Here is a 25,696-nt window from a genome sequence, read left to right as displayed (position 1 = left end):
ACAGGATTTGAAAGTTGGTGATTTGATGTCTTTTCGAAAAGTAATAGCTGTGCTTTTAAGCCTATTATTAGTGTTAGGAAGCTCGATGGGGTGCAGTAGCGAAGCAGCTGTCAAGACCCTCAGCGAAGAGGACAAATATAAAGACCTTCAACCACCCGAGACGGGTCCGGTCGGGGAATGGGATATTCCCCTTCCCGAAATCAATCCTCTGGGTTCCCAAGCACTCTATACCTCAACGGATTATGCACCGGGTTCTTATGAGGTGTCCTATATCGATAACTTCGCTGAAAATAAACTCACTCTAAAGGGGGAAGTCTGGACCTTACTAGTGAACGATCCCTCGGGGGCCCCCCTCTACTTCCTGAAAAAATATGCAGAAGAAAACCAAATGAAAATCTTTACCCAATATTACGGTAATCGCTTAACCTTCCAACTCGTTAAAGACGAAGATAGTCTTTGGTGGGGCGATGCCCAGGCCGATAGTCAGGGCTATATATTAAGGGTTGTTAAGGAACTCCGCGTCCCTGTAAGCAAGGAAAAGAAATTTACCCTAGCCGACTTAGGGCCAGAAGCTGAGGAATTCTCTTTTACAACCTCCAGCTCAGGCAAGAGATTCCAATCCGCAACCTTGAAACTCCCTGAAGGGAATCTTGATCTTTTGATTTACGGGACTCAATCCTCTGGTAGTGTGACTCGATCCATTTATGAAGACTATAATTTTTCTTCCCAAAGGTCCAAGGAATATATTATTGATGACCTGCCTCAAGGGGAAGGAGATATGACCTGGATCTTTTCTTGGGGAGCTGATGCCAGACCCACCGAGTTCTCCTTTTTGCTAACAGAATTGCAGGATCTTCCTCCTGTCAAGCTGGGGGATGAGCTAGGGGCCCTTAAGGTATCCGGCGTTCCCTTCGGTGATGTGGTTGTCGAACCCCAAAAGGGTTCGGAAATCCTCCATATTGACGACTATTCCTTGAGAGGAGATATCACCCCTGAAGGAGACACCCTCTTCTGGTTGCCATCCGGACTCTGGAATCTGGCCCTCACAGCTGAATCTGCAGGCCTTGAAAACAGCAAGACGCGACTCATTCCCGTCAATGCTGGCGAGACCACGACCTTAACCTTGCCAACCTCCTTGAAGAGCGCCTATACCAATCTCAACACGATTTTTGCAGCGCCTGAGGATATTACCGGCGGTATAGAAATCCTTGAGACTAAAGATTCCGGGAACCAAGCTACCATCTCCATGCTGGTCAATGATCCGCAAAAACGAGACATCTTCCCCTCTAAAGAGAATACTCTTATAACCGAAGGGGGCAAGCAGGTAGAGATTACGGATATTACGCGCCAAATTACACCCCCAAGTATTGTGCTGGTCTTAGATTCCTCCGGTTCCATGCAGAAAGAAATGACGGCTACTGTACAAGCTGCCAAGAAGTTCATCAGCGGTTTGCCTGACAAAACCTATATTAAAGTGGTTGACTTTGATACGAATGTCAAAGTCCTCCCCGGGGAGACCAAAGAAGCCGTAGTCAATAGTCTTTCTTCCGTAGTTGCGGAAGGATCGACGGTGCTCTTTGATGCCACGTTGGAAGGCTTGCACCTCCTAGAAAACAAAGCTCGACCCACCTTGGTGGTCTTTGCTGATGGTGCCGATTCCAGCTTGGACGGCCAGGGAGTGGGCAGTAATGCCGACAAAGAACAAGTCCTGGAGAAAATCAAAGAAGCCAAGATTCCCATCTTCACCATTGGCTTTGGACAGAAACCCGATGCCACAGCCATGAAGGAATTCTCAGCCGCCTCCAGCGGACGGTATTTCAGTGCTAAAGATGAAAAGGCTCTCACAGAAGTTTTTTCAGCCATTAGCGGAACCTTTGGTAACTCCTTCGTGATGACCTATAACCGTCCCAAGGAAGCCAGCTTCAGCGATACCCCTGTGGTCTCTCTTGTGTTGGATGCCTCTGGCTCTATGGACACAGACCCTGCCGAAGAAGAAGGCTGTGACTTCCGTATGGATAAAACCAAAATCCTTTTCCATGATTTTATCCAGAAGCTCCCTAGTCATTATCTCACCCAGTTGACTAGCTTTCAGACCACGGCTCTCGGTGGACCTATTATCCGGCAGGGACAGATCACGACTCAAAATAAGAGCCAGCTACTGCAAAGCTTAGGTGAGCTTGACGCTGGCGGTGGGACACCGATTTTGATGGCCATAACTATTGCCTATGAAAATATTCGGTCAGTACCTTCCAACAAAAAGGCCATCGTATTTCTGACCGATGCCGCTCTCGAAGTGGATGAAGAAGAAAGGGCCGAATTCGAGCAAATCCTTGCTCAAATTAAGAAAGAAAATATAGCGGTACTTTGGGCCGGCATAGGGGTTGAGGAGCATAAGGAGGTCTTTGCCAAGGCTGCCCAGCTTTCCGGGGGAAGCTATATCGTCACAGAAGAAGCAAACGGATTGCAATCTTCTCTGGCCGATCTCCTGGCCTCCATCGAAACGATGGAGGCCGCGCAGGAACTTCCTCTATCCATCCAGATCAACGACAAATCACCTACAGGTACTCTGATGAGCTATGCCGCCAATACTAATGTCAACTTTAAGGCACCTCCGAAGTCCAGTGAAATTATCGCTCCCGATGGGGTGCAGCTCTCCACCGGAACTCCCCTGAAGCGCTATGATAGTCAGGCTTCTACCATGGTCACCGGAAGGGGCATTCCTGGCATGGATACCATTCTAACCAAAAGGATCCCTTTCACTAACCTGGCTAGCAATAAGGCCATGGAGCTATCCGTCAAGGAAGCCTATTACTTCAGCAAGTTTAAGGGTCTAGAGCCTCCTGCTCATAAGCAATTTTTAGCCCTTGAGCTTCAGTTGAAAAATGTCACTCCCGATAAAATTCCCTACTCGATACCCAGTATCACCTCCCATTTCTATGTAAACATCAATAATGAGGGTAGCTATCCCGCCTCACAGACTACCTGGCTCACCGAGACTCCCCTTTCCTTACCCGGAGAACCGGGAATAACCCTCCCCCCGAAAAAGGAATTAGCGGGAACCTTGGTCTTTCTTGTACCCGATGATCCAGTGACCCAGACCTCCTTGCATTTCTACGATTTAGTCAATGAGCATATTCATCTTCCCTTGATTGGCAAAATGGATGTGGCCTTACAGCAGTTGGATCAATTGCCCGTAGAAGAACCCGCTAAGATTACTGATGCCTTTTCCATAGCTGTCACGGCTTCTCGGGTGGTCGACAAGGTGGATATTTACCCCACAGAAGAACAAAAAGATCGGGTTTACCAAGTCGTTGAGGCTGATTTCTCTACGAAGGTACAGGCACTACTGGACATCAACCCCCGTGAACGACTATGGTTAAGAAACCACACTGCCAACGGTCCTCTCCTGACCCCCATGAGTGAGGTAACTACCGTGATGCCCCTTGGCTTTGCCTCCCCGGTGATGCTAGCTCCGTCTTCCACCAATAAGGTTCGTTTGGCTTATCCCATGGCCAAAGCCTTAAGCGGTATGAAGGCCGACCTTTGGGGAGATGTGAAGAGTGGCAGCCTCCAAATTCCGGTAGTCAAAGGTAACCCCTATGGCAAGGCTATAAGCAAAGCTACCCTGTCCGGCGACGGTCTACAAATAAAGGTCAACCAGGCCACCACGTTAAAAAATATCGAAGGCTATGGCGAGAATTGGGTTATAGCCGATGTGACCTTTAGCGATACCAAGGACGGATTCGGCACCCAGATTAACGAAGATTTCTTCCAGCTTATCCATAAGGATTATTTGGAGGCCACAAGCCAGGAGAGTTCAACTACCCAGGAAAATACAGGTGAAATGGGCCTGGGTAACTTCGGTTCTGGAGAAGATTCGGAAGGAATAATCAACCCCTCTGGGGCTGAGGACCTCCTTTATGGTATCCAAGGTGACTGGGCTGTTTATGATGGTGAAGAACGCCGCGGATTCGTTTTGTTCCTCATGCCAGATTCCGATGGGGTGACCGATTGGACTTTAACCTCCCCCTATATGGAAAAGTTAAACCAACTCATTGGTCAAGAAGCGTTTGCGGATGCTGGGTTGCTGGTTGAGAAGGAGCAAGACAACGTCCTCGATAATGAGTTTGAGACTCTTTTGGCTGAGGCCGTCAACAAAGTCGTCTTAAATCATCAATCCCTAAAAGCTGGTCAAGGAACCCCTACCAACCTCCAAAGAGTAACCTTTAGCCAAGAAGAGGGCAAAAAGAGTATCCCTAAACCCTCTATTACCACCCACGGCGCCCAAAAACTAAATTCAGTCACGACGATTAAAGACTTTACAGAGACCATGAAGTCCTTACGTTGGCTGCCCAGTAAAGACACGAGCGGATTTTATCGCTATTCTCCTGAAGCCGTCTTAACCCAAGGCTGGGGGACGGATTGGGATCTGACCAACTTAGCCATGGGCATGCTTGCGCGAAGTGGAAGCACACCCCAATACAGAACCATAGCCCTTACCGAGGAGGGAAAAACGGCCCTCCAGAACCTGCCCAAGGCCCAAGCCGAAGAACAGGCTAAGGCCATAACGGAAACAAGTAAAAAAGGTATCCTTGGCTTCTTCTCAAACCTATTCGCGAAGATCCTCTCGATAATCAAACCAGAAAAAGAGGTGGCCCCCATCCCTCAGGGACTCGAAGAAATTCCTTCCTCACAAGCTGAAGAAGAGATAACGGATCATGAAGAAGAGCCGATTGAAGAGTCGGTCAATGATGAGGGAATTGCCGAAGAACCCATAGAGGAGGAAGGTCTCCAAGAAGAGGAACCAGCGACTGAGGAAGGCGATGAGATCGCCTCAGACAACGAAAAAGTAAACACAGAAGTTCCGGAAGGAGAGCAGGAATCGCTTCCAGACACCATCACCGGAATCTCTTACCAAACTCCGGAAGGGGAAAGCAAGCTGTTTGTCATTCCCTTTATGAAGGACATCAGTGAATTGGAGGGCTTGGTTTATATCCCTCATCAGCAGGAAACGATGGAATTCATGCCTGTTCAAGCAAGAATTCGTGTCTCCGCTATGGCGGAAACCTCGGGCCTTTTATTCCAGGATGCCGCAGGAGACATTGCCGATGCCCTGGGCGGAGACAGTGGAGAGGATGAGAAAGCAAAACCCTATGAATACATCACCCTCCTAGATAAGGAAGTCTCCCTACCCTCCCTTAGCCTTGATGCCATTGAAATCGGTTATCTCGAGGCAGGGACAGGTAAAGGAAAGCGTTATGCCGCTGCTCTCTTTACCACCGAAGGGGTTGAAGCAGGTCAGGGCATCATCGACACAGGCGAGCATCCTCTCTTAGGGGTTTCCATTGAAATCAGCCTGCCCGGTAATACTCTAACCCACGAAAGTCCTTTGAAGAAAGGGGAAGCTCTTAATACCCTCTATCACACCCTCGCCATCAATCTCCCCGACCTGCCGGATCAGTCCGTAAAGGTCTTGGAAGAGGCCTCGGAAAAGGCCTATAAATCCGGTAAAGACCCAGATTCCCTCTCCATTCTCAAATGGTATAGCCGTAACATTCTCGAACGATTTATCGCTAATCAAACCACCTTTGATGAAGAACAACAGGCGGAAAAAGGTTTACTTCTAGGACGTACCGATAAAGAACGTTGTATCGTTCTGACCTCCCGGATGGGGAAAGACAATACCTTATATTCCACAATCGACCTCCTCCAGGTCATCAATCAGGTTCATAATGGAAATCAAACCCTCCAGGCTGGCTACAATATTTTCGCCGGATTGTATGCCTCCTCCTTGGAAAGCGCTGTATTGACAGGAGAGAACAAAGCGGGCTATCAAGAGCTCTGGTCCTCCACACCCGAAGGTACCTCCATGATTCTAATCCCGGATGGGGAAAACCGAGAATTGGCTCTCGATGAAATGAGGAAGGCAGAAAAATACCCCGACCGTCTCCTCGACCGAATCGAGAACACCACTAAAGTTATCCTCGTACCCGACCAACCCGGAGTATACCAAGAACAAAAGCGTTGGGCTTGGCTGGAGATTGACCCAGCTACCTATGAAACGATCTCCGTCATCGATACGGGAGAACATGCCGGAATGGCCAGCTACGCCATGTCCTTGCTACCCAGCCAAGACGATTATGGACAATTTATCGTTGGCGCCCTAATTGGGGTGGATATAGCCGTTTGGGCTGTCTGTTCCTCATCACTCAAACTCAGTGATTACAAAGAAATCCTGGCTGATGCCCAAGCCTTAGCCCTCTCAGTGGGCGTACAACTAGACAATGTAATGAAAGGCTACTCAGCGGGACGGGATCAAAAACTATCCGTGGATGGCAGCGCAGGTGGCTTCCCTCTCAAAATTTTCGGTGAAATTAGTAAAGATGGTTTTAAAACAGGCATAGGTCAAAACATTGTAGGCTTCTCTGATGGCTTTAAGGCCGGTGTTAGCTTGTATTTTGCCTCGGCTAAACCAAAGTCCGACGAACCAGGCAAACCCCCGAAAAAGTAATTTCAAGACAATAAGAAGGAGTGATTTCTATGGCTTTCTTTGATAAGATTGGCAAAAAAATTGGTGATGTAGCTGGTACAGCAGCAGATAAGGCGAAGGATCTTGCGGAAACCACGAAACTGAATGCCGCCATCTCCACTGAGGAAAAACAGATTCATCAATATTACCTGGAAATCGGGAAGACCATGTTCGAGCTTGAAAAAAATAACCCCGACAGCCCCGTGGCAGAGTTCGTCCAGAAAATACTGGCTTCTCAGCAAACTATTGCTGAACTCAAAGATAAAATTATTGAGATCAAAGAGGATAAGGACTCACCGAAAGAATCAGAAGAACCCCTTCAGCAGAATAAACAGGCTGTCTCAACCCCTACCTCAGGAAATGATGTGGGCGTTCAAAATATCTGCCCTAATTGTCAAACCGATAATCCTGAAAACAGCAAGTTCTGCCGTAACTGTGGCACCCCTCTTCCAAGCAAGGAATAACCGAATAGACGACCCAAAATTCGCTCTCAAGGAGGATGAACCATGTCCAACGATTTACTCGGTGGTTTGGGCGGTCTTATAAAAAACTTCGCCGCCTTCATGCCCCCGGATGACCCGAATACTAAGATCTACCAAGCGGAGGCAGGCATTAATGATCTTGAGGCCCGGGAAAAAGATATCTACGTACAAATGGCTAAAAAAGCATATCCCAGCCTCTCTCAACTGCCCGAATACAGAGAGCATGTTGAAAATCTAATCATGACCCAAAAGCAATTGACCCTTGCTCGGGCTGAGCTTCAAAAGGCCCAGGATGAAAAAGCAGCCAAGGACCACATGGAACAGGAGGACCTACGCAAGCGTACCTGCGCCAACTGCGACATGATTAATCCAGAAGGGGTAAAGTTTTGCCAAGAATGTGGTGCTAAGCTAGGAGCTACAAACACCCTACGCTGTTCCCCCTGTGGCATAGACTATCCCCCAGGAACAAGATTTTGCGGTGAGTGCGGAAATCCATTGTCGTAAAGCAAGGAGGTTAACTATGGCATCATACAAGCAACACTGTATCCACTGTAGTTCCCTAATCGAATCCGATTCTCGCTTTTGCCCAAGGTGCGGGAGCCATAGTCCTTTCGTGCTACGATGCCCCTCTTGCCTGAGAGAGATTTCCAAAGGAGATATGCTTTGCGACCAATGTGGATGTTCTCTGAAAGTACAATGCCCCCAATGTGGCAAGGAAACCTTCGTTGACGACCGCTGTGAAGTATGCCAAGCCAGCTTAAGGGTTCGTTGTTCTAACAAACGATGCGGTGAAACAGTCTTTTTTCAAAACACCCACTGCCTAGCCTGCGGCACAAAGGCAGCAAAGGCTCCTAAGGAGATGAGATGATACGATGATGAAAGCATTTACAAGAAACTATGAGGACAATTCTACAGAAGCTGGCTTCCAGTTCACCTTCTACTGCGACCTATGTAACGATGGTTATAAGTCTTCCTTTGTGGAATCCGAAACCTATAAAAAGGGCTCCCTGCTTCGTGGAGTTGCCGGTGGTGTACGCGCCTTAGGTGGCATCTTCGGGGGCAAGCTAAACGATCTTGCTTGGAGTGCCAGTCATGGCAGTGATATCCTATCCGAACGGTTTGATGGAATGAGTCCCGAGTGGCAAAAGGAGCATGAAAAGACCTTTGAAAGAGCACAGAACGAAGCTCAACGCCATTTTCATCGCTGCCATAAATGCCGCCAATGGATTTGCAATGCGGATTTTAATGAGGATGAAGGCTTATGCGTCGAATGTTCACCCCGGATGAATGTTGAAATCTCCGCGGCCAGAGCAAAGAAGATGGTTCAAGATATCGAAGAGGCGGCCCAAAACACTCAGGTGTTTACAGGAAAAGTAGAATCGAAAACTATTATCTGCTCAGCTTGTGGCAAGCCGGGGGGAACGGGTAAGTTCTGCAATAACTGTGGATCGAGTCTATCCTTAAAAAAATGTCCCTCCTGCGGAACGTCCCAAGCCCAAGGAGTAAAATTCTGTAGTGAGTGTGGCACGAAACTCTAAACCGATTTGATTCAAGGGAAAAAATCCCCTGAAGTGTAGTGATCTTACTACACCTCAGGGGACTTCTACTTTCTTTTATTTCTCTGGACCTCAACCCAAAAATCTTCTTTACCTATTTAAAAGGAATAGAGCACCCTTTAGAGAATATTTTATCATTATATAGAAGCAAAGTATTTTAAATCTATTGGATGAGGTATTGATTAATGAAAAAACTTATTGTGCTAGGAACAGGGCACGCAGCAGTTACCCGTTGTTACAATACCTGCTTCGCCTTAACTGATGAGAAAGAGTATGTACTCGTCGATGCCGGTGGAGGAAACGGAATATTAACTCAACTCGAAAAAGCCGACGTTCCTATCCATAAAATCAATCACGCCTTTGTAAGCCATCGCCATACTGATCACCTATTAGGGATGGTCTGGATTATCCGAATCATCGGCAGCTTGATCTTAGCTGGCCGTTACGAAGGAAACCTTAAGATTTATTGTCACGATGAATTGGTAGAAAACATCAAGTCCTTAACAGCGATTACTTTGGACAAGAAGCTTAATGACTTAATCGGCGAGAGAATCCTTTTGGTAACAGTGTCTGATGGACAACAAGAAGATCTCATGGGTTATTCCTTCACTTTTTTCGATCTTAATTCTCAGAAGGCTAAGCAATTTGGGTTCACCGTGAACTTGGACGAAGGCAAAAAACTTACCTTCTTAGGTGATGAACCCTATCATCCCTTGAGTGAGAAATATGCAAAAAATAGCGACTGGCTGCTCAGTGAAGCTTTTTGTCTTTATGAGGAACGAGCCATCTTCAAACCTTATGAAAAACACCATAGTACAGTAAAGGATTCCTGTGAGCTGGCCACCCAATTAAACGTCAAAAACCTGATCCTATGGCATTCAGAAGACAAGACCTTACCCAAACGCAAAGAATTATACAGTAACGAAGGCAAGCAGTATTATAAGGGAACGCTTTTGGTTCCCAACGATCTTGAAGTGATTACACTGTAACTTCATGAAATAAATTAAAGAGGCTCGACCGGTCCCTAAAGGACTAATCGAACCTCTTTGATTTCATTTGTTAATCTAAAACAATAGCATTAACCGGGCAAATATCGGCTGCTTCTTTAGCACTTTCTTCTTTTTCTGCTGGAACAGGATTTGTATATGCTTCAGCTAGACCTTCATCATTCATCCTAAAGACTTCTGGGCAAACCGCTTCACATGAGCCACAACCAATGCATGAGCTCTCCACAACTGCGTACATAGTATTCCCCCCCTTATGTTCTTGTCACCATTGTAACAAGATTTTCAGAAAGTTGGTAGTATTTTTTAGTGAACTAACCCTCTACACTTGATAAATATACCGCAACGATTGCAGGAAGCCCAAATAGCGTACATTTCTCGGAGTGCGAGAAATGTACGCTATTTTTCTGCTTGTTATTAGGAAATCATGCTTTTACATTATTCTGTACAACACCTGGGTTTTCATATTTGCGATTCCAGCCTGTAAATACAGAGAATAAGAGAACCGCTAATAGAGTCCAGTTATAGGGATTCATTAAAGCTGTCCAGATGGATGGAAGGGGAAGATTGAAGGCTTGAGCCGCCGAAGCCATCGCTCCATACCAAACGATAACACAAATATGCCAGGGCAGGGTGAAGAATATTGTACATACCGCACAATCCATTAAGTTAGCCCTTCTCGCAGGCGCTAGGTTAAACTTTTTCCCGAGGGGTTTTACAAAACTTGGCCCGACCAGTAATTCTGCTGGTGCATTAGCAGCAATCGGAATCGACGCTAAAATGGTTACAAAAATGATAGAGAGTTCCGCCTGCCTAACCGTCTTAGCAATGGTTTTCTCAGCCCATTTTAGGATGCTGTTCATCACTCCGCTTTCCACTAAAACTTGAGTTACAGCCAAGACAAGCAGGGCAAAAATGATGGCTCCTGTGACACCCGCGATACCACTTTCAATTAATCCAGTCGATTCTCCGCGTTTATCAGGAATGTGGAAAAGTGTGAAAAACTGAATCTTACCCGTCAGCATTCCTATGATAGCTGCACTGATATTTCCCCAAATCAATGCCTCGACAATATGTCTTCCTTTTAAGGCAAGAACCACCACAAATGCAAAGCTCATTAACATTAATAGGCCTTTGGGATCTACTTTAGCTGCTAGTTCAGGCAGGCTTGACATTGTACCGCCGCCACCAAAGACAAGTATGGGAATTACGGCAATTCCAGCAGCTACTAACGAAAGAGGAGCACGACTCCGTACAACATCCTTCATCGAAGCTTCTTGAGTATAAGCGGATACTATCGTCGTATCCGATACAGGTGCTAGGTTATCACCGAAAGCCGCTCCGGCTAAAATCGTCGCACCTAACATCGCGGGATTAGCGCCAAGAAATACTCCAGCAGGAAACAGCACCGGCATGAGGGAAAGGACTGTTCCTGTACTTGTGCCTGTTCCGAGCGAAAATAGCATAGCTGCTAGAAAAGAGACTAGGACAAAAATTGCACCTGTAGCACCAGTTGTCATTCCAAACCATAACAAGCCGTCTACCAAGCCGCCTGCCACCATCAACTTTCCAAAAACTCCCGCAAACAACCAGGCCGTTACAATGACGATCCCGTTTTTATCCCCTAAACCTCGGATCACGGCTTCACAATATTGAAATTTGTTTTTAGCAAATAGCAGACCGGCTACAATAGCTAACCAACCGCCTGCCCAAAAGGCTTGCGTTCCTCCGCGTTCAGCAACAGAAAGCCAAACCAAAATGGAGATCAAGACGATTAAGGGGATGAGTCCACCGAGTAATCCACCATACATATCTAATTTCTTGCTTGAATCGAATTCATGGCTGTTTTCACTATTTTCATTAGCCATAGTTTTACCTCCTTAAAACCAAAATCTCAATCAGTTTTAAGATCAAAGTTCGTCGCCCCTAATTCTCCCTCGAACTTAGAAACAACCAATGCAGTCGTCGAATCGCCCATGACATTTATTGTTGTACGAGCCATATCTAGAATTCGGTCTATACCAGCTACAAGGGCGACTCCCTCGATGGGAAGTCCAACTGATGTAAAGACCATGGTCATGACGACTAATGCACTGGAAGGAACTCCAACAGAACCGATCGAGGCCAGTATAGACATGAGAAGAATGGAAAGCTGTTCGCCCATAGTTAGATCTATACCAAAGACTTGAGCAACGAACAAGGCGGCAATTCCGAGATATAGGGCTGCACCATCCATGTTTATGGTATTGCCTAAGGGAATTGTAAAGCTAGCTACATTTTTCGAGGCACCCAAACGTAATGATGCTTTTAAATTCACAGCTAAAGCTGCAGCACTTGAGCAGGTCGTGAAAGCGACTAAAATCGGTTCTGTTATTCCCTTTAGGTACTCCTTAAAGCTCTTCTTAGCAATAAATTTTACAGCTACAAAATATACGAGAAGGATTTGGAGCACACAAGCAAAATATACAAGAGCGATAAGTTTCACTAAAGGTAGAAGGGCATTTAGCCCATTTTGGGAAACTGTAACAGTAATCAAAGCAAAGACTCCAATAGGTGCATATGCCATGACTATCCCTGTAAGCTTAATCATCGTCTCAGAAAGCATCTCAAAAATATGAAGGAGGGGTCTACCCTTTTCACCAATAGCACTCAAAGCAAATCCAAAAAACATAGCAAAGAAAATAATCTGAAGTAAGTTCCCTGTAGAAAATGCTTCCATCGGATTCATGGGGACAATATTTAACAAAGTATCAACAACATTGGGTGGAACTACCTCCTTGGCCTTTAAGCCTTCAGTACTCAGGCTTAGTCCCAAACCCGGTTTGAAAAAATTCGCTAAAATAAGTCCAACCCCTGTTGCAAAAGCCGAAGTTCCAAACATCCAAACTATCGCTTTAGTCGCTACACTTCCTAGTTTCTTGGCATCTCCCATACTCGCAGCGCCTGTGACTAAGGATGCAAATACAAGAGGAACAACCACCATACGAATTAAACGAATAAACAAATCACCAAATGGCTTAATATATGCACTAACATTCAAATTTGCACTTTGTATAATAATCCCAGCGATCACACCAGCAATCATGCCGATGGCCATCTTAGTCGGTAGCCCTAATTTCTTTTTATTTGACATAACTGTCCCTCCAATCCTAATTTTGCTAGTAAATTCTCAATTAGTAAAAATTGATGCTAATACAAAGTAGATTGAGGATAAAAAATTCATTATGTCATTCATTTAAGAAAGGGATTCGCGTACTTTTCTACCGGTGTATCGAATCGCTGTGCGAGCGAGTACAGTTGTCGGATCGATATAGTTTTCCTTGATATTAAACTTGGCAAAGGCAATAGGGAGTTCCGTGCAACCTAATACTGTGATCTCGGCATTCTTATCCTTTAATTGATCTAATACACGATAAATGTTTGTTAAATCAAAGGTGGGTTGACCATGTTTGACCGCTAGAATCAAATCGGCTAATGCTTGCTGACCTTCAAAATTGGGTTTAACGACTTCTATGCCATAGGGGGCAAATATTTTATCATAGACACCGGCATTGTAGGTACCTTTCGTTGCCAGTAAGCCAATCCGCTTGCAGGTAGGAAGAGCCTTTACAACTTCTTTGGCTGTTTCATCAACCATATTGATGAAGTCAATATCTACATACTTTTTAACGTCATCATAAAAGTAGTGTGCAGTATGGCAGGGCATGATTAATACAGCTGCGCCCATACACTGGAGTCTAATGGCGGATTGGACTAATGCCTTTTCTGGGCTCTCCCCGTCACGGAGGAGAAAATTAAGCCGATCAGGTATTCCTGGGTTATTATCCACGATGATATGAATATGTTCTTGTTCGATAGTCGCCTCTGTCATTGAGACAATTTTATGAAAGATGTCAACTGTGGCCAGAGGGCCCATTCCACCGATAATTCCAATGGCTTTATCCATGAATTACACTCTCTTTCAAAATTGTAGCTTTCTGCTCATCCGTCATTTTTCGGATCTATTTACTCAAGATCGTAGGCATATAAGCATATAAGGCAGGCGACCCACCAGTATGGATAAACAGTACGTTTTCGCCCTTTTTAAATTGACCTTTGCGGATTAAGCCAATGAGTCCTGCCATCGCTTTTCCCGTATAAACGGGGTCGAGCAAAATTCCTTCGGTTCTCGCAAGAAGTTGTACCGCTTCAACCATCGTCTCTGTGGGGAGAGAGTAACCGGGTCCAACATATTCATCAAAAACTTTGACGGCCTCCCGTGGAACACCGCCCTTAAAGCCCACTCTTTCCGCAGTTTGATTAGCTAAATTAAAGACCAATTGTTCTTGAGCCTCCGCTTTACGATTAACACTAATTCCCGTAAGAGGGATGTTCATGTTGTTTCCTAAGAGGCCAACAAGAAGCCCGCTATGTGTTCCTGCACTTCCGCTTGCAGAGACAATATGATCAATACTGAGTCCTAAATCAAAGGTTTGTTCCATAATTTCTTGAGCACAGGCGACATAGCCGGTTGTGCCAATCGGGTTTGACCCGCCGCCGGGCACGATATAGGCTTTTCTCCCTTCGGTGGCGACATCCTCTGCAACCCGCTGCATGGCTTCCATCATATTGGAACTACCAGCAACAACACTTATCTTTTCTACCCCGAGGAGTTGGAAAAGGAAGTTATTACCGCTTGCCTCTGCATGATAACTGTCTTTTACTCTTTCTTCGAGAACAAGTCTGCACTTTAATCCTTCCTTGACTGCTGCGGCCAAAGTCAGACGGCAGTGGTTGGATTGAACGGCACCACAGGTGATAATCGTATCTGCTCCTTGGTCCAAAGCATCAGCCATTAGAAATTCAAGTTTTCTGGTCTTATTACCACCGGATGTAAGCCCTAATAAATCGTCTCGTTTAATGTAAGTGTTTGGTCCGCCTAAGGCTTCTGTGAAGTTGGGCAGAAATTGTAAGGGTGTTTTCCCTTCTGTGTACCTTCTCCGTGGAAATTGGGCTAGATTCATAACAATTCTCTCCTCTCAGTTTTGTACCACGTTATTTATTCTTGAATAGCAATAACTTCGATTTCGATATTCGCTCCTTTTGGCAAAGCGACAACTTGAACTGCTGAGCGCGCAGGTGGGTTCTCCTTAAAAAACGTAGCATATACGCTATTGACAATGGCAAAGTCATTTATATCCGTAAGGAATACGTTGGTTTTGATTACGTTCTTCAAGTCAGCCCCTGCCGCTTGAAGAACGGCCTGAACATTCTCAAGGGATTGAGCAGTCTGAGCCTCAATTCCTTCAGGCATAACCCCCGTAGCGGGATTCAGAGGCAATTGCCCCGAAACAAACACATAATGATCTGCCTCTATCCCTTGGGAATAAGGTCCAATGGCTGCCGGTGCAGCGTTTGTTTGAAGAACTTTCTTCATGACTTCTCACTCCTTTCTCCTATGCTCCCCTTTTCACAAATATAAAGTAGTTGATCATTCTTCTTTTTGGATTCTTTTAATCATGATGAATATTATCAATAATAGAAGGTCCTTAAAGCAATCCTTGAAGGGAGCGGTATTTGTTCAGGTAGTTATACACGGTGAATTTGGATACCCCAAGAACATTTGCAATATAATCGACAGATCCCTTGATCATAAAGGCGCCTCTTTCTTCGAGGATACCTACAAACTGGACTTTGTCATCCATGGACATGGTCGCAGCTTGTTTCCCCAGCTTGATAATCGCCTGGTAAACCAAAGATTCAATCGTCTCCTGCACTGTCGTGGCAAACGTTTCTTGCTTGTCTTCGTTTTGAACTTGATCCGGTCTAATGAAATCCTGTAAGAGTATATCGAAGTTAAGGAAATCTGTAACATCATAGTTCACACAAAGAGTAGCAAATATTTTCCCTTGATCATCGCGGATAAAGGCTGTGGAGGATTTAAGAATCCGCCCATCTTTAGCAACCGTCTTATAATTGATAAGATCTTTCGCTGCATCGCCCTCTTTTTGCAGGATTTTAACCACAAGATCTGTAATAGGTGCGCCAATAGATCTACCGGTCACATCCCCAACGATATAAACTAAAGACTGTTCGAGATCCCTTAGATCATGGACTACAACTTCACAGCGACTACCAAAACCGCCCTTAATCATCCCCGCGATGCCTTTTAAGTTTTCCAGAATGGCTTCCTGTGAATTCATAATAATCCCCTTGTCTAATTCATTTAGTAAATTTGGTAATAAAATGTGATGCAGGATTGGGTAGAATACCACCTCCATCTCTTTAGCGCTTTGTCAATATCGTATGAAATTCTTGATATATACTTACTACAATTGTTTAGGAAGTAGTACAAAAAAGTTTTAAGAGAGATTAAATTATTTTTGTACCTAGCGAAGAGCAAAAAAAGACCGTCTAGAATAGACGGCCTTCTTGTTTGCATACCTGGCAACACGAAATGTGGATTCGAAGTACTAGGCATAATCACGATTGTTCACCTTCGCCTAATATTGCACCTCTCTAAGAAATAAACCCTTTGCTTGAGCTATAGGGCCAGCTTCCCAACGTTTCTTTTCCTGCAATACTTTTTCGATCTCTGAGGGATTAAGCTTTCCTCTACCTGCTTCGATCAGGCTTCCCACAATAATCCTGACCATGTTCCATAGCAGGCCATCACCATTTACTTCTATCTCAAGATGATCGCCATTTTCGGCAATATTGATTGAATGAATTGTTCGGACCGTTGACTTCTTACCTGGTTTCATATTAAAGCTTTGGAAGTCATGCGTCCCAACTAAAACCTGTGCTGCCTTTCGCATTTCGATCAAATCAAGTGGCTCTGGGATATGATATGAATATTTTCGTTCAAACACATTTCTGAATCGATTCGTATTAATCTTATAGACATAAGTCTTCGATTTGACGTTATATCTTGCATGAAATCTTTCATCTACGAGCTCGATCGATTTTACGACGATATCTTCAGGCAAAAATTCATATAAATAATAGAGTATCGCCTCATTCTTCCAGGTGCTCTTTGTATGGAAGTTTGCGATATAATTTTCAGCATGGACTCCTGAGTCCGTCCTACCACAGCCAACGACTAGAATTTCTTCACCCGTCATTTTAGATAAGACTGCCTCAAGTTTTCCCTGAATCGTTAAATCTGTTTCCTTTTGTTTCTGCCACCCTTTGTACCTAGAACCATCATAAGATATTGTCATTTTAAAATTTCTCATTCTGCTCCACCTTTATTCTTAAAATCCCCGAATTTACAACTATATTTATTATCTTTCCCCTATGCGTTAATTTTAGAATTTATCTTTTTAGTATAAGCTAAAAGACATCTATAAACGATGGTCTCCTGCATTACCTGACAACACGAAATGTGGATACGAAATAGTCCGGTGGACTATTTTGCCGAAGCGGAAACTACAAAGATAAACTAATCCGCTGAGGATTCATTTCGCCACACTGCGTCCCGTGACGCATACTCCTGCAGTGTGGATATTACTTTCCCAGGTAGGCGGCGGGTTCAGTATCATTTTCCCACAGCCCGCACGCCGCAAAACCATTCACTGGATGATTTCGTATCAGCCCTGGAACGAAAGGCGGATGAGCCTTTCGCCACACTGCGTCCCATGACGCACGCTCTTGCAGTGTGGATACTTAACTTCCGTGTTCGAGATACAAAACAGTCCAGTGGACTGTTTTGGCCAAGCCACACGGCCACATAAACCGGCTACGTGGCGCAGGCCGAACGGGTGGAACCGACCCCAAAGCATCATGCACACGTCATCTTCGTTTTCACGTAGTGAAAAGCAAAAAGACCATCATAAAGACGGTCTTTTTCGCGTTATCTGGCAACGACTTACTTTCCCAGGACCCTGCGGTCCAAGTATCATCAGCCCTGGAGGTCTTAACTTCCGTGTTCGAGATGGAAACGGGTGGAACCCCTCCGGAATAATCACCAGATCGTTGAAGTTATAGCGTCCCTCTCGGGACCCTGTTCCCTCAAAACTACACAGATCTTATATAACTGTAAACTTTAGATTCCATCGTCCTCACTGCAGATTTGAGCCCTTCAGTGAGTCACCTTTCATGGCGTCTTGTTAGGTCAAGCCCTCGACCTATTAGTACCCGTCAGCTCCATACCTCGCGGCACTTCCACTTCGGGCCTATCTACCTGATCATCTTTCAGGGGTCTTACCAGCTTATGCTGTGGGAAATCTCATCTTGAGGCCGGTTTCGCGCTTAGATGCTTTCAGCGCTTATCCGATCCGGATATAGCTACCCAGCTGTGCCTCTGGCGAGACAACTGGTACACCAGTGATCCGTCCAACCCGGTCCTCTCGTACTAGGGTCAGTTCCTCTCAAATTTCCTGCGCCTGCGACGGATAGGGACCGAACTGTCTCACGACGTTCTGAACCCAGCTCACGTACCGCTTTAATGGGCGAACAGCCCAACCCTTGGGACCTACTACAGCCCCAGGATGCGATGAGCCGACATCGAGGTGCCAAACCTCCCCGTCGATATGGACTCTTGGGGGAGATAAGCCTGTTATCCCCAGGGTAGCTTTTATCCGTTGAGCGATGGCCCTTCCACTCGGTACCACCGGATCACTAAGCCCGACTTTCGTCCCTGCTCGACTTGTTGGTCTCGCAGTCAAGCTCCCTTCTGCCTTTACACTCTTCGCGCGATTTCCATCCGCGCTGAGGGAACCTTTGGGCGCCTCCGTTACTCTTTAGGAGGCGACCGCCCCAGTCAAACTGCCCACCTGACACGGTCCTCAACCCCGATTCAGGGGTCTAAGTTAGAACTTCAGTACAAAAAGAGTGGTATCCCACCATTGACTCCACCAAGGCTGGCGCCCTAGCTTCTTAGTCTCCCACCTATCCTGTACATTTCATACCAAAGTCCAATGTCAAGCTACAGTAAAGCTCCATGGGGTCTTTCTGTCCTGTCGCAGGTAACCCGCATCTTCACGGGTATTACAATTTCGCCGAGTCCCTCGTTGAGACAGTGTCCAGATCGTTACGCCTTTCGTGCGGGTCAGAACTTACCTGACAAGGAATTTCGCTACCTTAGGACCGTTATAGTTACGGCCGCCGTTTACTGGGGCTTCAATTCAAAGCTTCGCCTTGCGGCTAACCTCTCCTCTTAACCTTCCAGCACCGGGCAGGCGTCAGCTCCTATACTTCTCTTTTCAGATTGGCAGGAACCTGTGTTTTTGATAAACAGTCGCCTGGACCTCTTCTCTGCGGCTCTATTGCTAGAGCACCCCTTCTCCCGAAGTTACGGGGTCATTTTGCCGAGTTCCTTAACGAGGGTTTTCTCGCGCGCCTTAGGATTCTCTCCTTACCTACCTGTGTCGGTTTACGGTACGGGCACTCTCTTGCTCACTAGAGGCTTTTCTTGACAGCTTGGAGTCGGTTACTTCGCTACTTGTTTTCGCTCCCCATCACCTTTTAGGCTTCTCGCGAGGCGGATTTACCTGCCTCACACCCTACGGGCTTGGGCGTGCTCAACCAACGGCACGCTTAACCTATCCTTCTGTGTCACCCCATTGCTCAAACGCTTAAGAGTGGTACTGGAATCTCAACCAGTTGTCCATCGCCTACGCCTTTCGGCCTCAGCTTAGGTCCCGACTTACCCTGGGCGGACGAGCCTTCCCCAGGAATCCTTAGGTTTTCGGCGGGTGAGATTCTCACTCACCTTTTCGCATACTCATACCGGCATTCTCACTTCCATCCACTCCACACAACCTTACAGTTGAGCTTCTCTGCTGATGGAACGCTCCCCTACCCCTGCCATCATAGATGGCAAGCCATAGCTTCGGTGATACGCTTGAGCCCCGTTACATTTTCGGCGCAGAACCACTCGACCAGTGAGCTATTACGCACTCTTTAAATGGTGGCTGCTTCTGAGCCAACATCCTGGTTGTCTATGCAATTCCACATCCTTTTCCACTTAGCGTATACTTTGGGACCTTAGCTGATGGTCTGGGCTGTTTCCCTTTTGACTATGAAGCTTATCCCCCACAGTCTGACTCCCAATCTAAATTCTTGGCATTCTGAGTTTGATAAGGTTCGGTAACCCGGTAAGGCCCCTAGCCTATTCAGTGCTTTACCGCCAAGAATCATCAATTGAGGCTAGCCCTAAAGCTATTTCGGGGAGAACCAGCTATCTCCGTGTTCGATTGGAATTTCTCCGCTACCCACAGCTCATCCCCTGCCTTTTCAACGACAGTGAGTTCGGGCCTCCAGTGAGTTTTACCTCACCTTCACCCTGTCCATGGGTAGATCACACGGTTTCGGGTCTACAGCATGTAACTAATCGCCCTATTCAGACTCGCTTTCGCTTCGGCTCCGACTTCTCGTCTTAACCTCGCTACATACCGTAACTCGCCGGTTCATTCTACAAAAGGCACGCCATCACACCTCAAGGGTGCTTTGACTGCTTGTAAGCGTACGGTTTCAGGTTCTCTTTCACTCCCCTCCCGGGGTGCTTTTCACCTTTCCCTCACGGTACTGGTTCGCTATCGGTCGCTAAGGAGTATTTAGCCTTGGGAGGTGGTCCTCCCAGTTTCCCACGGGGTTTCACGTGTCCCGCGGTACTCAGGATACCCTCACAGAATGTCTTTCTTTCGCTTACAGGAGTGTTACCTTCTTTGCTCGACCTTTCCAGATCACTTCAGCTAGAAATTCATCCCTAAAAGAGGGTCCTACAACCCCGACCCCCGAAGGGTTCGGTTTGGGCTCTTCCCGTTTCGCTCGCCGCTACTCAGGGAATCGATTATTCTTTCTCTTCCTCCGGGTACTTAGATGTTTCAGTTCCCCGGGTTGTCTTCTTAAACCTATGTATTCAGCTTAAGATATCCAGATATGACTCTGGATGGGTTGCCCCATTCGGATATCCACGGATCAATGCATGCTTACTGCTCCCCGTGGCGTTTCGCCGCTCGCCGCGTCCTTCTTCGACTCTTAGCGCCTAGGCATCCACCGTACGCCCTTAGTAGCTTGACCAAACATTTTTACGCCGCCACTTCTAGGTTTTTCAGATGTAATCCTAATTTACAGTTATTTCTTCTCTGTGCAGTTTTCAAAGAACAACAATCTTTTGTCCATCACTTTAGTTACAAAAATTCACTTCTTACAAAGCAAACCCTTATAACTTAGATTTGGTCAAAAAATAGTGAGTTTCCATTGCTGGTCCCTCAAAACTAAACAACAAGTAGCTTTCGCTTAAAACAGTTTCATTTCTCGTTTTGCAGGTTGCCCTGCTTTTCGCCTCTTCGGCATTTTTGAAAGTCTCTAAGACTTCCACCACTCTGATCTCGTTTCACTTGCGTGACGTCGTCCAGAGCTCGACCTTAGGATATGCTCAACTAAAAGTCAAGCATGTCTCCTTAGAAAGGAGGTGATCCAGCCGCACCTTCCGATACGGCTACCTTGTTACGACTTCACCCCAATCATCGGCCCCACCTTCGACGGCTAGCTCCCTTTCGGGTTACCTCACCGGCTTCGGGTGTTGCAGACTTTCGTGGTGTGACGGGCGGTGTGTACAAGGCCCGGGAACGTATTCACCGCAGTATGCTGACCTGCGATTACTAGCGATTCCGACTTCATGTTCTCGAGTTGCAGAGAACAATCCGAACTGAGACCGGCTTTCTCGGATTCGCTTCACCTCACGGCTTCGCTTCCGTCTGTACCGGCCATTGTATTACGTGTGTAGCCCAAGACATAAGGGGCATGATGATTTGACGTCATCCCCACCTTCCTCCGGTTTGTCACCGGCAGTCTGTCTAGAGTGCTCGACCTTACTCGTTAGCAACTAAACATAGGGGTTGCGCTCGTTGCGGGACTTAACCCAACATCTCACGACACGAGCTGACGACAACCATGCACCACCTGTCTCTACGCTCCCCGAAGGGCACTCCTAAGTTTCCTCAGGATTCGTAGGATGTCAAGCCTTGGTAAGGTTCTTCGCGTTGCGTCGAATTAAACCACATAATCCACCGCTTGTGCGGGCCCCCGTCAATTCCTTTGAGTTTCAACCTTGCGGCCGTACTCCCCAGGCGGAGTGCTTATTGTGTTAACTGCGGCACAGAAGGGGTCGATACCCTCTACACCTAGCACTCATCGTTTACGGCGTGGACTACCAGGGTATCTAATCCTGTTTGCTCCCCACGCTTTCGCGCCTCAGCGTCAGTTACAGTCCAGAAAGTCGCCTTCGCCACTGGTGTTCCTCCACATATCTACGCATTTCACCGCTACACGTGGAATTCCACTTTCCTCTCCTGTCCTCAAGATAACCAGTTTCCGATGCAGTCCCAGGGTTGAGCCCTAGGTTTTCACACCAGACTTAATTATCCGCCTACGCGCCCTTTACGCCCAATGATTCCGGACAACGCTTGCCCCCTACGTATTACCGCGGCTGCTGGCACGTAGTTAGCCGGGGCTTCCTCCTCAGGTACCGTCATGTATCTACATTATTTACATAAATACCGTTCGTCCCTGAAGACAGTACTTTACAACCCGAAGGCCTTCGTCGTACACGCGGCGTTGCTCCGTCAGACTTTCGTCCATTGCGGAAGATTCCCCACTGCTGCCTCCCGTAGGAGTCTGGGCCGTGTCTCAGTCCCAGTGTGGCCGTTCACCCTCTCAGGCCGGCTACTGATCGTCGCCTTGGTAGGCCTTTACCCCACCAACTAGCTAATCAGACGCGGATCCATCCATTAACGATAGCATATTCAGAGGCCATCTTTCCTTATTTCGCGATGCCGCGAAATATTCTTATCCGGTATTAGCCCTCGTTTCCAAGGGTTGTCCCGGTCTAATGGGTAGGTTATCCACGCGTTACTCACCCGTCCGCCACTAACTAACGTCTAGCACTCAGTGTTCTTTTCTAATCCACTGTGTTGGTACTCTATATTGCGTGGAGCTCTCTCTTCGTTCGAGCTCTCGCTTTATCCAACATCACTGAACACTCAGTGCTAAACGCTAGTCCGTTCGACTTGCATGTGTTAGGCACGCCGCCAGCGTTCGTCCTGAGCCAGGATCAAACTCTCCATAAAATTTATGAAGAAAATTTGATTGCTCAAATTGTCTTTACTCATTGACGAGTCATTGGCTGTTCCTTGTTGTTTAGTTTTCAAAGACCATCTTGGCTCCTATTTTCGCCACTCTTGGTGACTCATTTCGGCGCCGTCGCACTTAGTGGCGACATTTATAAATTCTATCAGAGTTTGACTTGGAAGTCAATATCTTTTTTAGAATCTTTTCTTTTGTTGTTTCTCCTTTGGGATTTCCCCAGAGGCAACTTTGTTATAATACCACCAGACAGCGACCCTTGTCAACACTCTTTTTCTAATTTTTACAAATCACCTTCTAGGCACAATTACTATTGCTAGTTTCACTTTACCCCATACCGCTCCATTCTATTCAAAAGGACAGCAAAGTATTCTTTTCAATCAGAAATATAACAATCTTCGTAGCTAATTTCACAGTATTAGGGATTCCCCAGCGCACTGGAGCAGTTCTAACTCAACTAGTACCATTCGAAGGGCCAATCTTGCTCCCCCAAATTTGGCACCAGTGCCAAATTTGACCTCTTAAATTTCTGGCCTCGACGAGTTGCACTAGCTTCTTCACCCTGTTGATGACTTAGGCAAGATTATCTGCCGTGGAGTCGGGACGTACAAGCTCTCTGCAAAAAGGGTAAAAACTTAGTTTATACTGGTTTTTACCCTTTTTCTATACACCAACTTGTTTGACGCTTACCATCTAACGAAAAACCTGTACTTTATGATAAATACAAAAAACGGCAGCTCAGATTGCTGCCGCTATAGCCATATTGAACTGCTATTTCTAAACCCTTAACCTATTTTGATTAGGTAATAGTTCTTTTTGCCACGCCGAATGACAATGAACCGATTCTCGATCTTATCTAACTGCGCTACTGTGAGTGCTGTATCACTCTGGCGATCTCCATTAACGTACACTGCACCGCTCTCGATAGATTCACGAGCTTGTCGCTTGGACGTTACTGCTCCAACTTTGACAAGTGCATCCACAAGCAGCATCTCTTGGTCTTCAACATCTGCTGAAGGAACATCACTGAAGCCTTCTTCTACCTCAGCAGCTGTAAGGTTCGCAATGCCGCCTGTAAAGAGAGCTTGAGAAATCTTCTCTGCTCGCTCTCTTGCTTCTGGTCCATGGACCAACTCTGTAACTTCCTTAGCTAACACGCGATGAGCATTGCGTTTCTCCGGCTGAGTCTCCACTTCATGAGCCAGTTCATTGATTTCTTCTATAGAAAGGAAAGTAAAAAATTTAAGATACTTTACCACATCTCGATCGTCGGTGTTGATCCAGAACTGGTAGAACTTATAGGGTGAAGTCTTAGCCGGATCCAGCCAAACGGCTCCTCCCTCTGTCTTACCAAATTTGGTACCATCACTCTTCGTGACCAAAGGTACGGTTAATCCATGGACTTGGCGGTCTTCGCCTACCGACATCCGTCGAATCAGATCCGTCCCGGAAGTAATATTCCCCCACTGGTCGCTGCCGCCAATTTGCATTTCGCAGCCATAGACCTCATTTAACTTGAAAAAATCATAGGACTGCAGAATCTGATAGCTAAACTCCGTGAAAGAAATTCCACGGCTCATTCTTGACTCCACAGAATCTTTTGCCAGCATCGTTCCTAAGGAAAAGTTCTTCCCTATATCTCTTAAGAACTCAATGACATTGAGCGAGCCTAACCAGTCGTAATTGTTCGCCATAATAGCCGGATTATCGACCCCTTCAAAATCAAGAAACTGACTTAATTGATCCTTGATCCGATCGGACCACTCTTGCACTACTTCCGTAGAATTCAGAGTCCGCTCACTGGTTTTTCCGCTGGGATCTCCGATCAAACCCGTTCCGCCGCCAACGAGAGCAATGGGTCGATGTCCCGCCAGTTGGAAACGTCTGAGCATCAGAGTCGGCAGAAGATGTCCAATATGTAAACTGTCCGCAGTCGGATCAAATCCACAATAAAGTGTCATCGGTGATTCGAGGCGTTTGTACAAAGCCTCCTCATCCGTGGTTTGATAGACTAAACCTCTAGCTTTTAAATCATCGAGAATATGCATATCTTGCTCCCTCCTAATTCATATTATTATACATTTTTCCAATCTTGATATCAACTCGAAGCAACGGGTTATGATCTTTAATATTCATTAAAGATCATAACCCTTGTCTTGCCACCTAATGCATAAAGGCAACTAATTCTTTAGTCGTGGCCACAAGTGGTCCTTAATAAGAAAGACCTATAGCATAGCACGCGTTATTCCCCAAAAAGAAAAAGGATTGGAATAGATCCAATCCCATCATTACTAAGTTTGTATTTGAAGCGGATGAAGAGTTGGCCGAGCCTTCACCCTGAAATTTTAATCTATCGAATGTTACTTTCATGATAATCTCTTTTTTCTGACCTTATCTATCTCTCTACTTCCTTTTCCTCATCAAAGAAGTACTTACCACTAAAATCCTGCTTATAATAATTGACTAAACCCTGATCGTTTAATCTGTGCTGTAATTCACTCAACAAATCCTCCCAGGCAAATAAAATAAATCTATTCTCCCATCCCTTTTCCAAAATGTTACTTCTAGCGTCTAATGCACTATTTCTAATCCGATGGTTTTCTTCTGGATATATGAAGACTACAAAACTATTTTGATCAATATGAACGAGGTTTCGCATTATTTGATAATGATCAAGAAATTTATCTGCCGACTTATATTCCTCACATATAGCAGAGCGCCACCTGGGTAAAAAGCGATCGATATATGGATCACCCTCCTCTCCCATGAAAAGCTACATCATTTATGTCCAGCCCACATCCAGCCAGGTAAAGCCTTCAGACGGCGGAGATTCCGCATAAGCTCATATGAATGCCAAAGCGGTTGGCTTGAATTGCCCATAAAGAAGCATATGAGCTTATCTATTATTACGCCACTAAAATAGCCCCCATAATCTAGGCATTTTTTAAACCTTAAAAATATGATATAATTCTGCTGTGATAAAGTACACTTCACCAGTGTGCTTTTGTTGCGTTGATCCATTTCGCAAGCCTGCAGATTCGATTAACTCAATTA

The 25,696-nt window shown here is 46.0% G+C and carries 16 protein-coding genes and 3 rRNA genes; 6 read left to right on the top strand and 13 right to left on the bottom strand.

What is annotated here, in order from left to right; all coding sequences use genetic code 11:
• Positions 1–7 precede the first annotated feature (7 nt).
• The 6 genes from DESDI_RS01005 to DESDI_RS00985 all read left to right on the top strand — a co-directional run bounded on the left by DESDI_RS01005 (position 8) and on the right by DESDI_RS00985 (position 9,556).
• Positions 8–6,511, top strand: a complete 6,504-nt coding sequence (locus tag DESDI_RS01005) for a vWA domain-containing protein (protein WP_172635869.1) — start codon at positions 8–10, stop codon at positions 6,509–6,511.
• 29 nt (positions 6,512–6,540) lie between these two features.
• Complete coding sequence (locus DESDI_RS17190) at positions 6,541–6,993, top strand: zinc ribbon domain-containing protein (RefSeq protein ID WP_015260769.1); 453 nt, start codon at positions 6,541–6,543, stop codon at positions 6,991–6,993.
• Positions 6,994–7,035: 42 nt separating this feature from the next.
• Positions 7,036–7,515 carry a zinc ribbon domain-containing protein gene (locus DESDI_RS17185; RefSeq protein WP_015260768.1) on the top strand — a complete coding sequence of 160 codons (480 nt, stop codon included), beginning with the start codon at positions 7,036–7,038 and terminating at the stop codon, positions 7,513–7,515.
• A 16-nt stretch (positions 7,516–7,531) separates the two neighbouring features.
• Positions 7,532–7,879: a double zinc ribbon domain-containing protein gene (locus DESDI_RS17460; RefSeq protein ID WP_015260767.1), complete on the top strand. Its 348-nt coding sequence runs from the start codon at positions 7,532–7,534 to the stop codon at positions 7,877–7,879.
• 4 nt (positions 7,880–7,883) lie between these two features.
• A complete protein-coding gene (locus DESDI_RS00990) occupies positions 7,884–8,549 on the top strand; it encodes a zinc ribbon domain-containing protein (RefSeq protein WP_015260766.1) in 666 nt (221 codons plus the stop codon).
• A gap of 203 nt (positions 8,550–8,752) precedes the next feature.
• A complete protein-coding gene (locus DESDI_RS00985; protein ID WP_015260765.1) occupies positions 8,753–9,556 on the top strand; it encodes an MBL fold metallo-hydrolase in 804 nt (267 codons plus the stop codon).
• A gap of 70 nt (positions 9,557–9,626) precedes the next feature.
• Here the strand turns inward: DESDI_RS00985 and DESDI_RS00980 are convergent, their stop codons facing one another.
• From DESDI_RS00980 to DESDI_RS00920, 13 genes are all read right to left on the bottom strand, one after another.
• Positions 9,627–9,812, bottom strand: a complete 186-nt coding sequence (locus DESDI_RS00980) for a ferredoxin (RefSeq protein ID WP_015260764.1) — start codon at positions 9,810–9,812, stop codon at positions 9,627–9,629.
• 184 nt (positions 9,813–9,996) lie between these two features.
• Positions 9,997–11,439: a Na+/H+ antiporter NhaC family protein gene (locus tag DESDI_RS00975; protein WP_015260763.1), complete on the bottom strand. Its 1,443-nt coding sequence runs from the start codon at positions 11,437–11,439 to the stop codon at positions 9,997–9,999.
• Positions 11,440–11,465: 26 nt separating this feature from the next.
• Entirely contained in the window at positions 11,466–12,704 is a 1,239-nt protein-coding gene (locus DESDI_RS00970; protein WP_015260762.1) for a dicarboxylate/amino acid:cation symporter, read from the bottom strand.
• A 102-nt stretch (positions 12,705–12,806) separates the two neighbouring features.
• The gene (gene cuyB, locus DESDI_RS00965) at positions 12,807–13,517 is read right to left on the bottom strand and encodes a cysteate racemase (protein ID WP_015260761.1); all 711 of its coding nucleotides are present in this window, start codon (positions 13,515–13,517) and stop codon (positions 12,807–12,809) included.
• A gap of 55 nt (positions 13,518–13,572) precedes the next feature.
• On the bottom strand, positions 13,573–14,574 hold the full coding sequence (gene cuyA, locus DESDI_RS00960; protein ID WP_015260760.1) for a D-cysteate sulfo-lyase: 1,002 nt from the start codon (positions 14,572–14,574) through the stop codon (positions 13,573–13,575).
• A 35-nt stretch (positions 14,575–14,609) separates the two neighbouring features.
• On the bottom strand, positions 14,610–14,987 hold the full coding sequence (locus DESDI_RS00955; RefSeq protein WP_015260759.1) for a RidA family protein: 378 nt from the start codon (positions 14,985–14,987) through the stop codon (positions 14,610–14,612).
• Between the two features lie 112 nt (positions 14,988–15,099).
• Positions 15,100–15,753, bottom strand: a complete 654-nt coding sequence (locus tag DESDI_RS00950; RefSeq protein ID WP_015260758.1) for a helix-turn-helix transcriptional regulator — start codon at positions 15,751–15,753, stop codon at positions 15,100–15,102.
• 300 nt (positions 15,754–16,053) lie between these two features.
• A complete protein-coding gene (truA, locus tag DESDI_RS00945) occupies positions 16,054–16,788 on the bottom strand; it encodes a tRNA pseudouridine(38-40) synthase TruA (protein ID WP_015260757.1) in 735 nt (244 codons plus the stop codon).
• Between the two features lie 619 nt (positions 16,789–17,407).
• Positions 17,408–17,524 (bottom strand): 5S ribosomal RNA (gene rrf / locus DESDI_RS00940).
• A 138-nt stretch (positions 17,525–17,662) separates the two neighbouring features.
• Positions 17,663–20,575 (bottom strand): 23S ribosomal RNA (locus DESDI_RS00935).
• Positions 20,576–20,962: 387 nt separating this feature from the next.
• A 16S ribosomal RNA gene (locus DESDI_RS00930) occupies positions 20,963–22,626 on the bottom strand.
• Together the 16S, 23S and 5S rRNA genes form the textbook arrangement of a ribosomal RNA operon.
• Before the next feature lie 801 nt (positions 22,627–23,427).
• Positions 23,428–24,690 carry a tyrosine--tRNA ligase gene (gene tyrS, locus DESDI_RS00925; protein ID WP_015260756.1) on the bottom strand — a complete coding sequence of 421 codons (1,263 nt, stop codon included), beginning with the start codon at positions 24,688–24,690 and terminating at the stop codon, positions 23,428–23,430.
• A 347-nt stretch (positions 24,691–25,037) separates the two neighbouring features.
• Positions 25,038–25,409: a PGN_0703 family putative restriction endonuclease gene (locus DESDI_RS00920; RefSeq protein ID WP_015260755.1), complete on the bottom strand. Its 372-nt coding sequence runs from the start codon at positions 25,407–25,409 to the stop codon at positions 25,038–25,040.
• Between the last annotated feature and the right edge of the window lie 287 nt (positions 25,410–25,696).

It is taken from the genome of Desulfitobacterium dichloroeliminans LMG P-21439, from assembly GCF_000243135.2.
Classification (GTDB): domain Bacteria; phylum Bacillota; class Desulfitobacteriia; order Desulfitobacteriales; family Desulfitobacteriaceae; genus Desulfitobacterium; species Desulfitobacterium dichloroeliminans.
The sequence above is the reverse complement of the archived record's forward strand: the minus strand, read 5'-3'. Positions and strand labels throughout refer to the sequence as shown.

What these genes read in the sequence shown, in the direction of transcription:
- DESDI_RS17190 (WP_015260769.1), top strand. Translation starts at nt 6,541, where the DNA reads ATGGCTTTCTTTGATAAGATTGGCAAAAAAATTGGTGATGTAGCTGGT.
- cuyB (WP_015260761.1), bottom strand. Translation starts at nt 13,517, where the DNA reads ATGGATAAAGCCATTGGAATTATCGGTGGAATGGGCCCTCTGGCCACA.
- DESDI_RS17460 (WP_015260767.1), top strand. Translation starts at nt 7,532, where the DNA reads ATGGCATCATACAAGCAACACTGTATCCACTGTAGTTCCCTAATCGAA.
- DESDI_RS00980 (WP_015260764.1), bottom strand. Translation starts at nt 9,812, where the DNA reads ATGTACGCAGTTGTGGAGAGCTCATGCATTGGTTGTGGCTCATGTGAA.
- truA (WP_015260757.1), bottom strand. Translation starts at nt 16,788, where the DNA reads ATGAGAAATTTTAAAATGACAATATCTTATGATGGTTCTAGGTACAAA.
- DESDI_RS00990 (WP_015260766.1), top strand. Translation starts at nt 7,884, where the DNA reads ATGATGAAAGCATTTACAAGAAACTATGAGGACAATTCTACAGAAGCT.
- DESDI_RS00950 (WP_015260758.1), bottom strand. Translation starts at nt 15,753, where the DNA reads ATGAATTCACAGGAAGCCATTCTGGAAAACTTAAAAGGCATCGCGGGG.
- DESDI_RS17185 (WP_015260768.1), top strand. Translation starts at nt 7,036, where the DNA reads ATGTCCAACGATTTACTCGGTGGTTTGGGCGGTCTTATAAAAAACTTC.
- cuyA (WP_015260760.1), bottom strand. Translation starts at nt 14,574, where the DNA reads ATGAATCTAGCCCAATTTCCACGGAGAAGGTACACAGAAGGGAAAACA.
- DESDI_RS00985 (WP_015260765.1), top strand. Translation starts at nt 8,753, where the DNA reads ATGAAAAAACTTATTGTGCTAGGAACAGGGCACGCAGCAGTTACCCGT.
- DESDI_RS00970 (WP_015260762.1), bottom strand. Translation starts at nt 12,704, where the DNA reads ATGTCAAATAAAAAGAAATTAGGGCTACCGACTAAGATGGCCATCGGC.
- tyrS (WP_015260756.1), bottom strand. Translation starts at nt 24,690, where the DNA reads ATGCATATTCTCGATGATTTAAAAGCTAGAGGTTTAGTCTATCAAACC.
- DESDI_RS00955 (WP_015260759.1), bottom strand. Translation starts at nt 14,987, where the DNA reads ATGAAGAAAGTTCTTCAAACAAACGCTGCACCGGCAGCCATTGGACCT.
- DESDI_RS00920 (WP_015260755.1), bottom strand. Translation starts at nt 25,409, where the DNA reads ATGGGAGAGGAGGGTGATCCATATATCGATCGCTTTTTACCCAGGTGG.
- DESDI_RS00975 (WP_015260763.1), bottom strand. Translation starts at nt 11,439, where the DNA reads ATGGCTAATGAAAATAGTGAAAACAGCCATGAATTCGATTCAAGCAAG.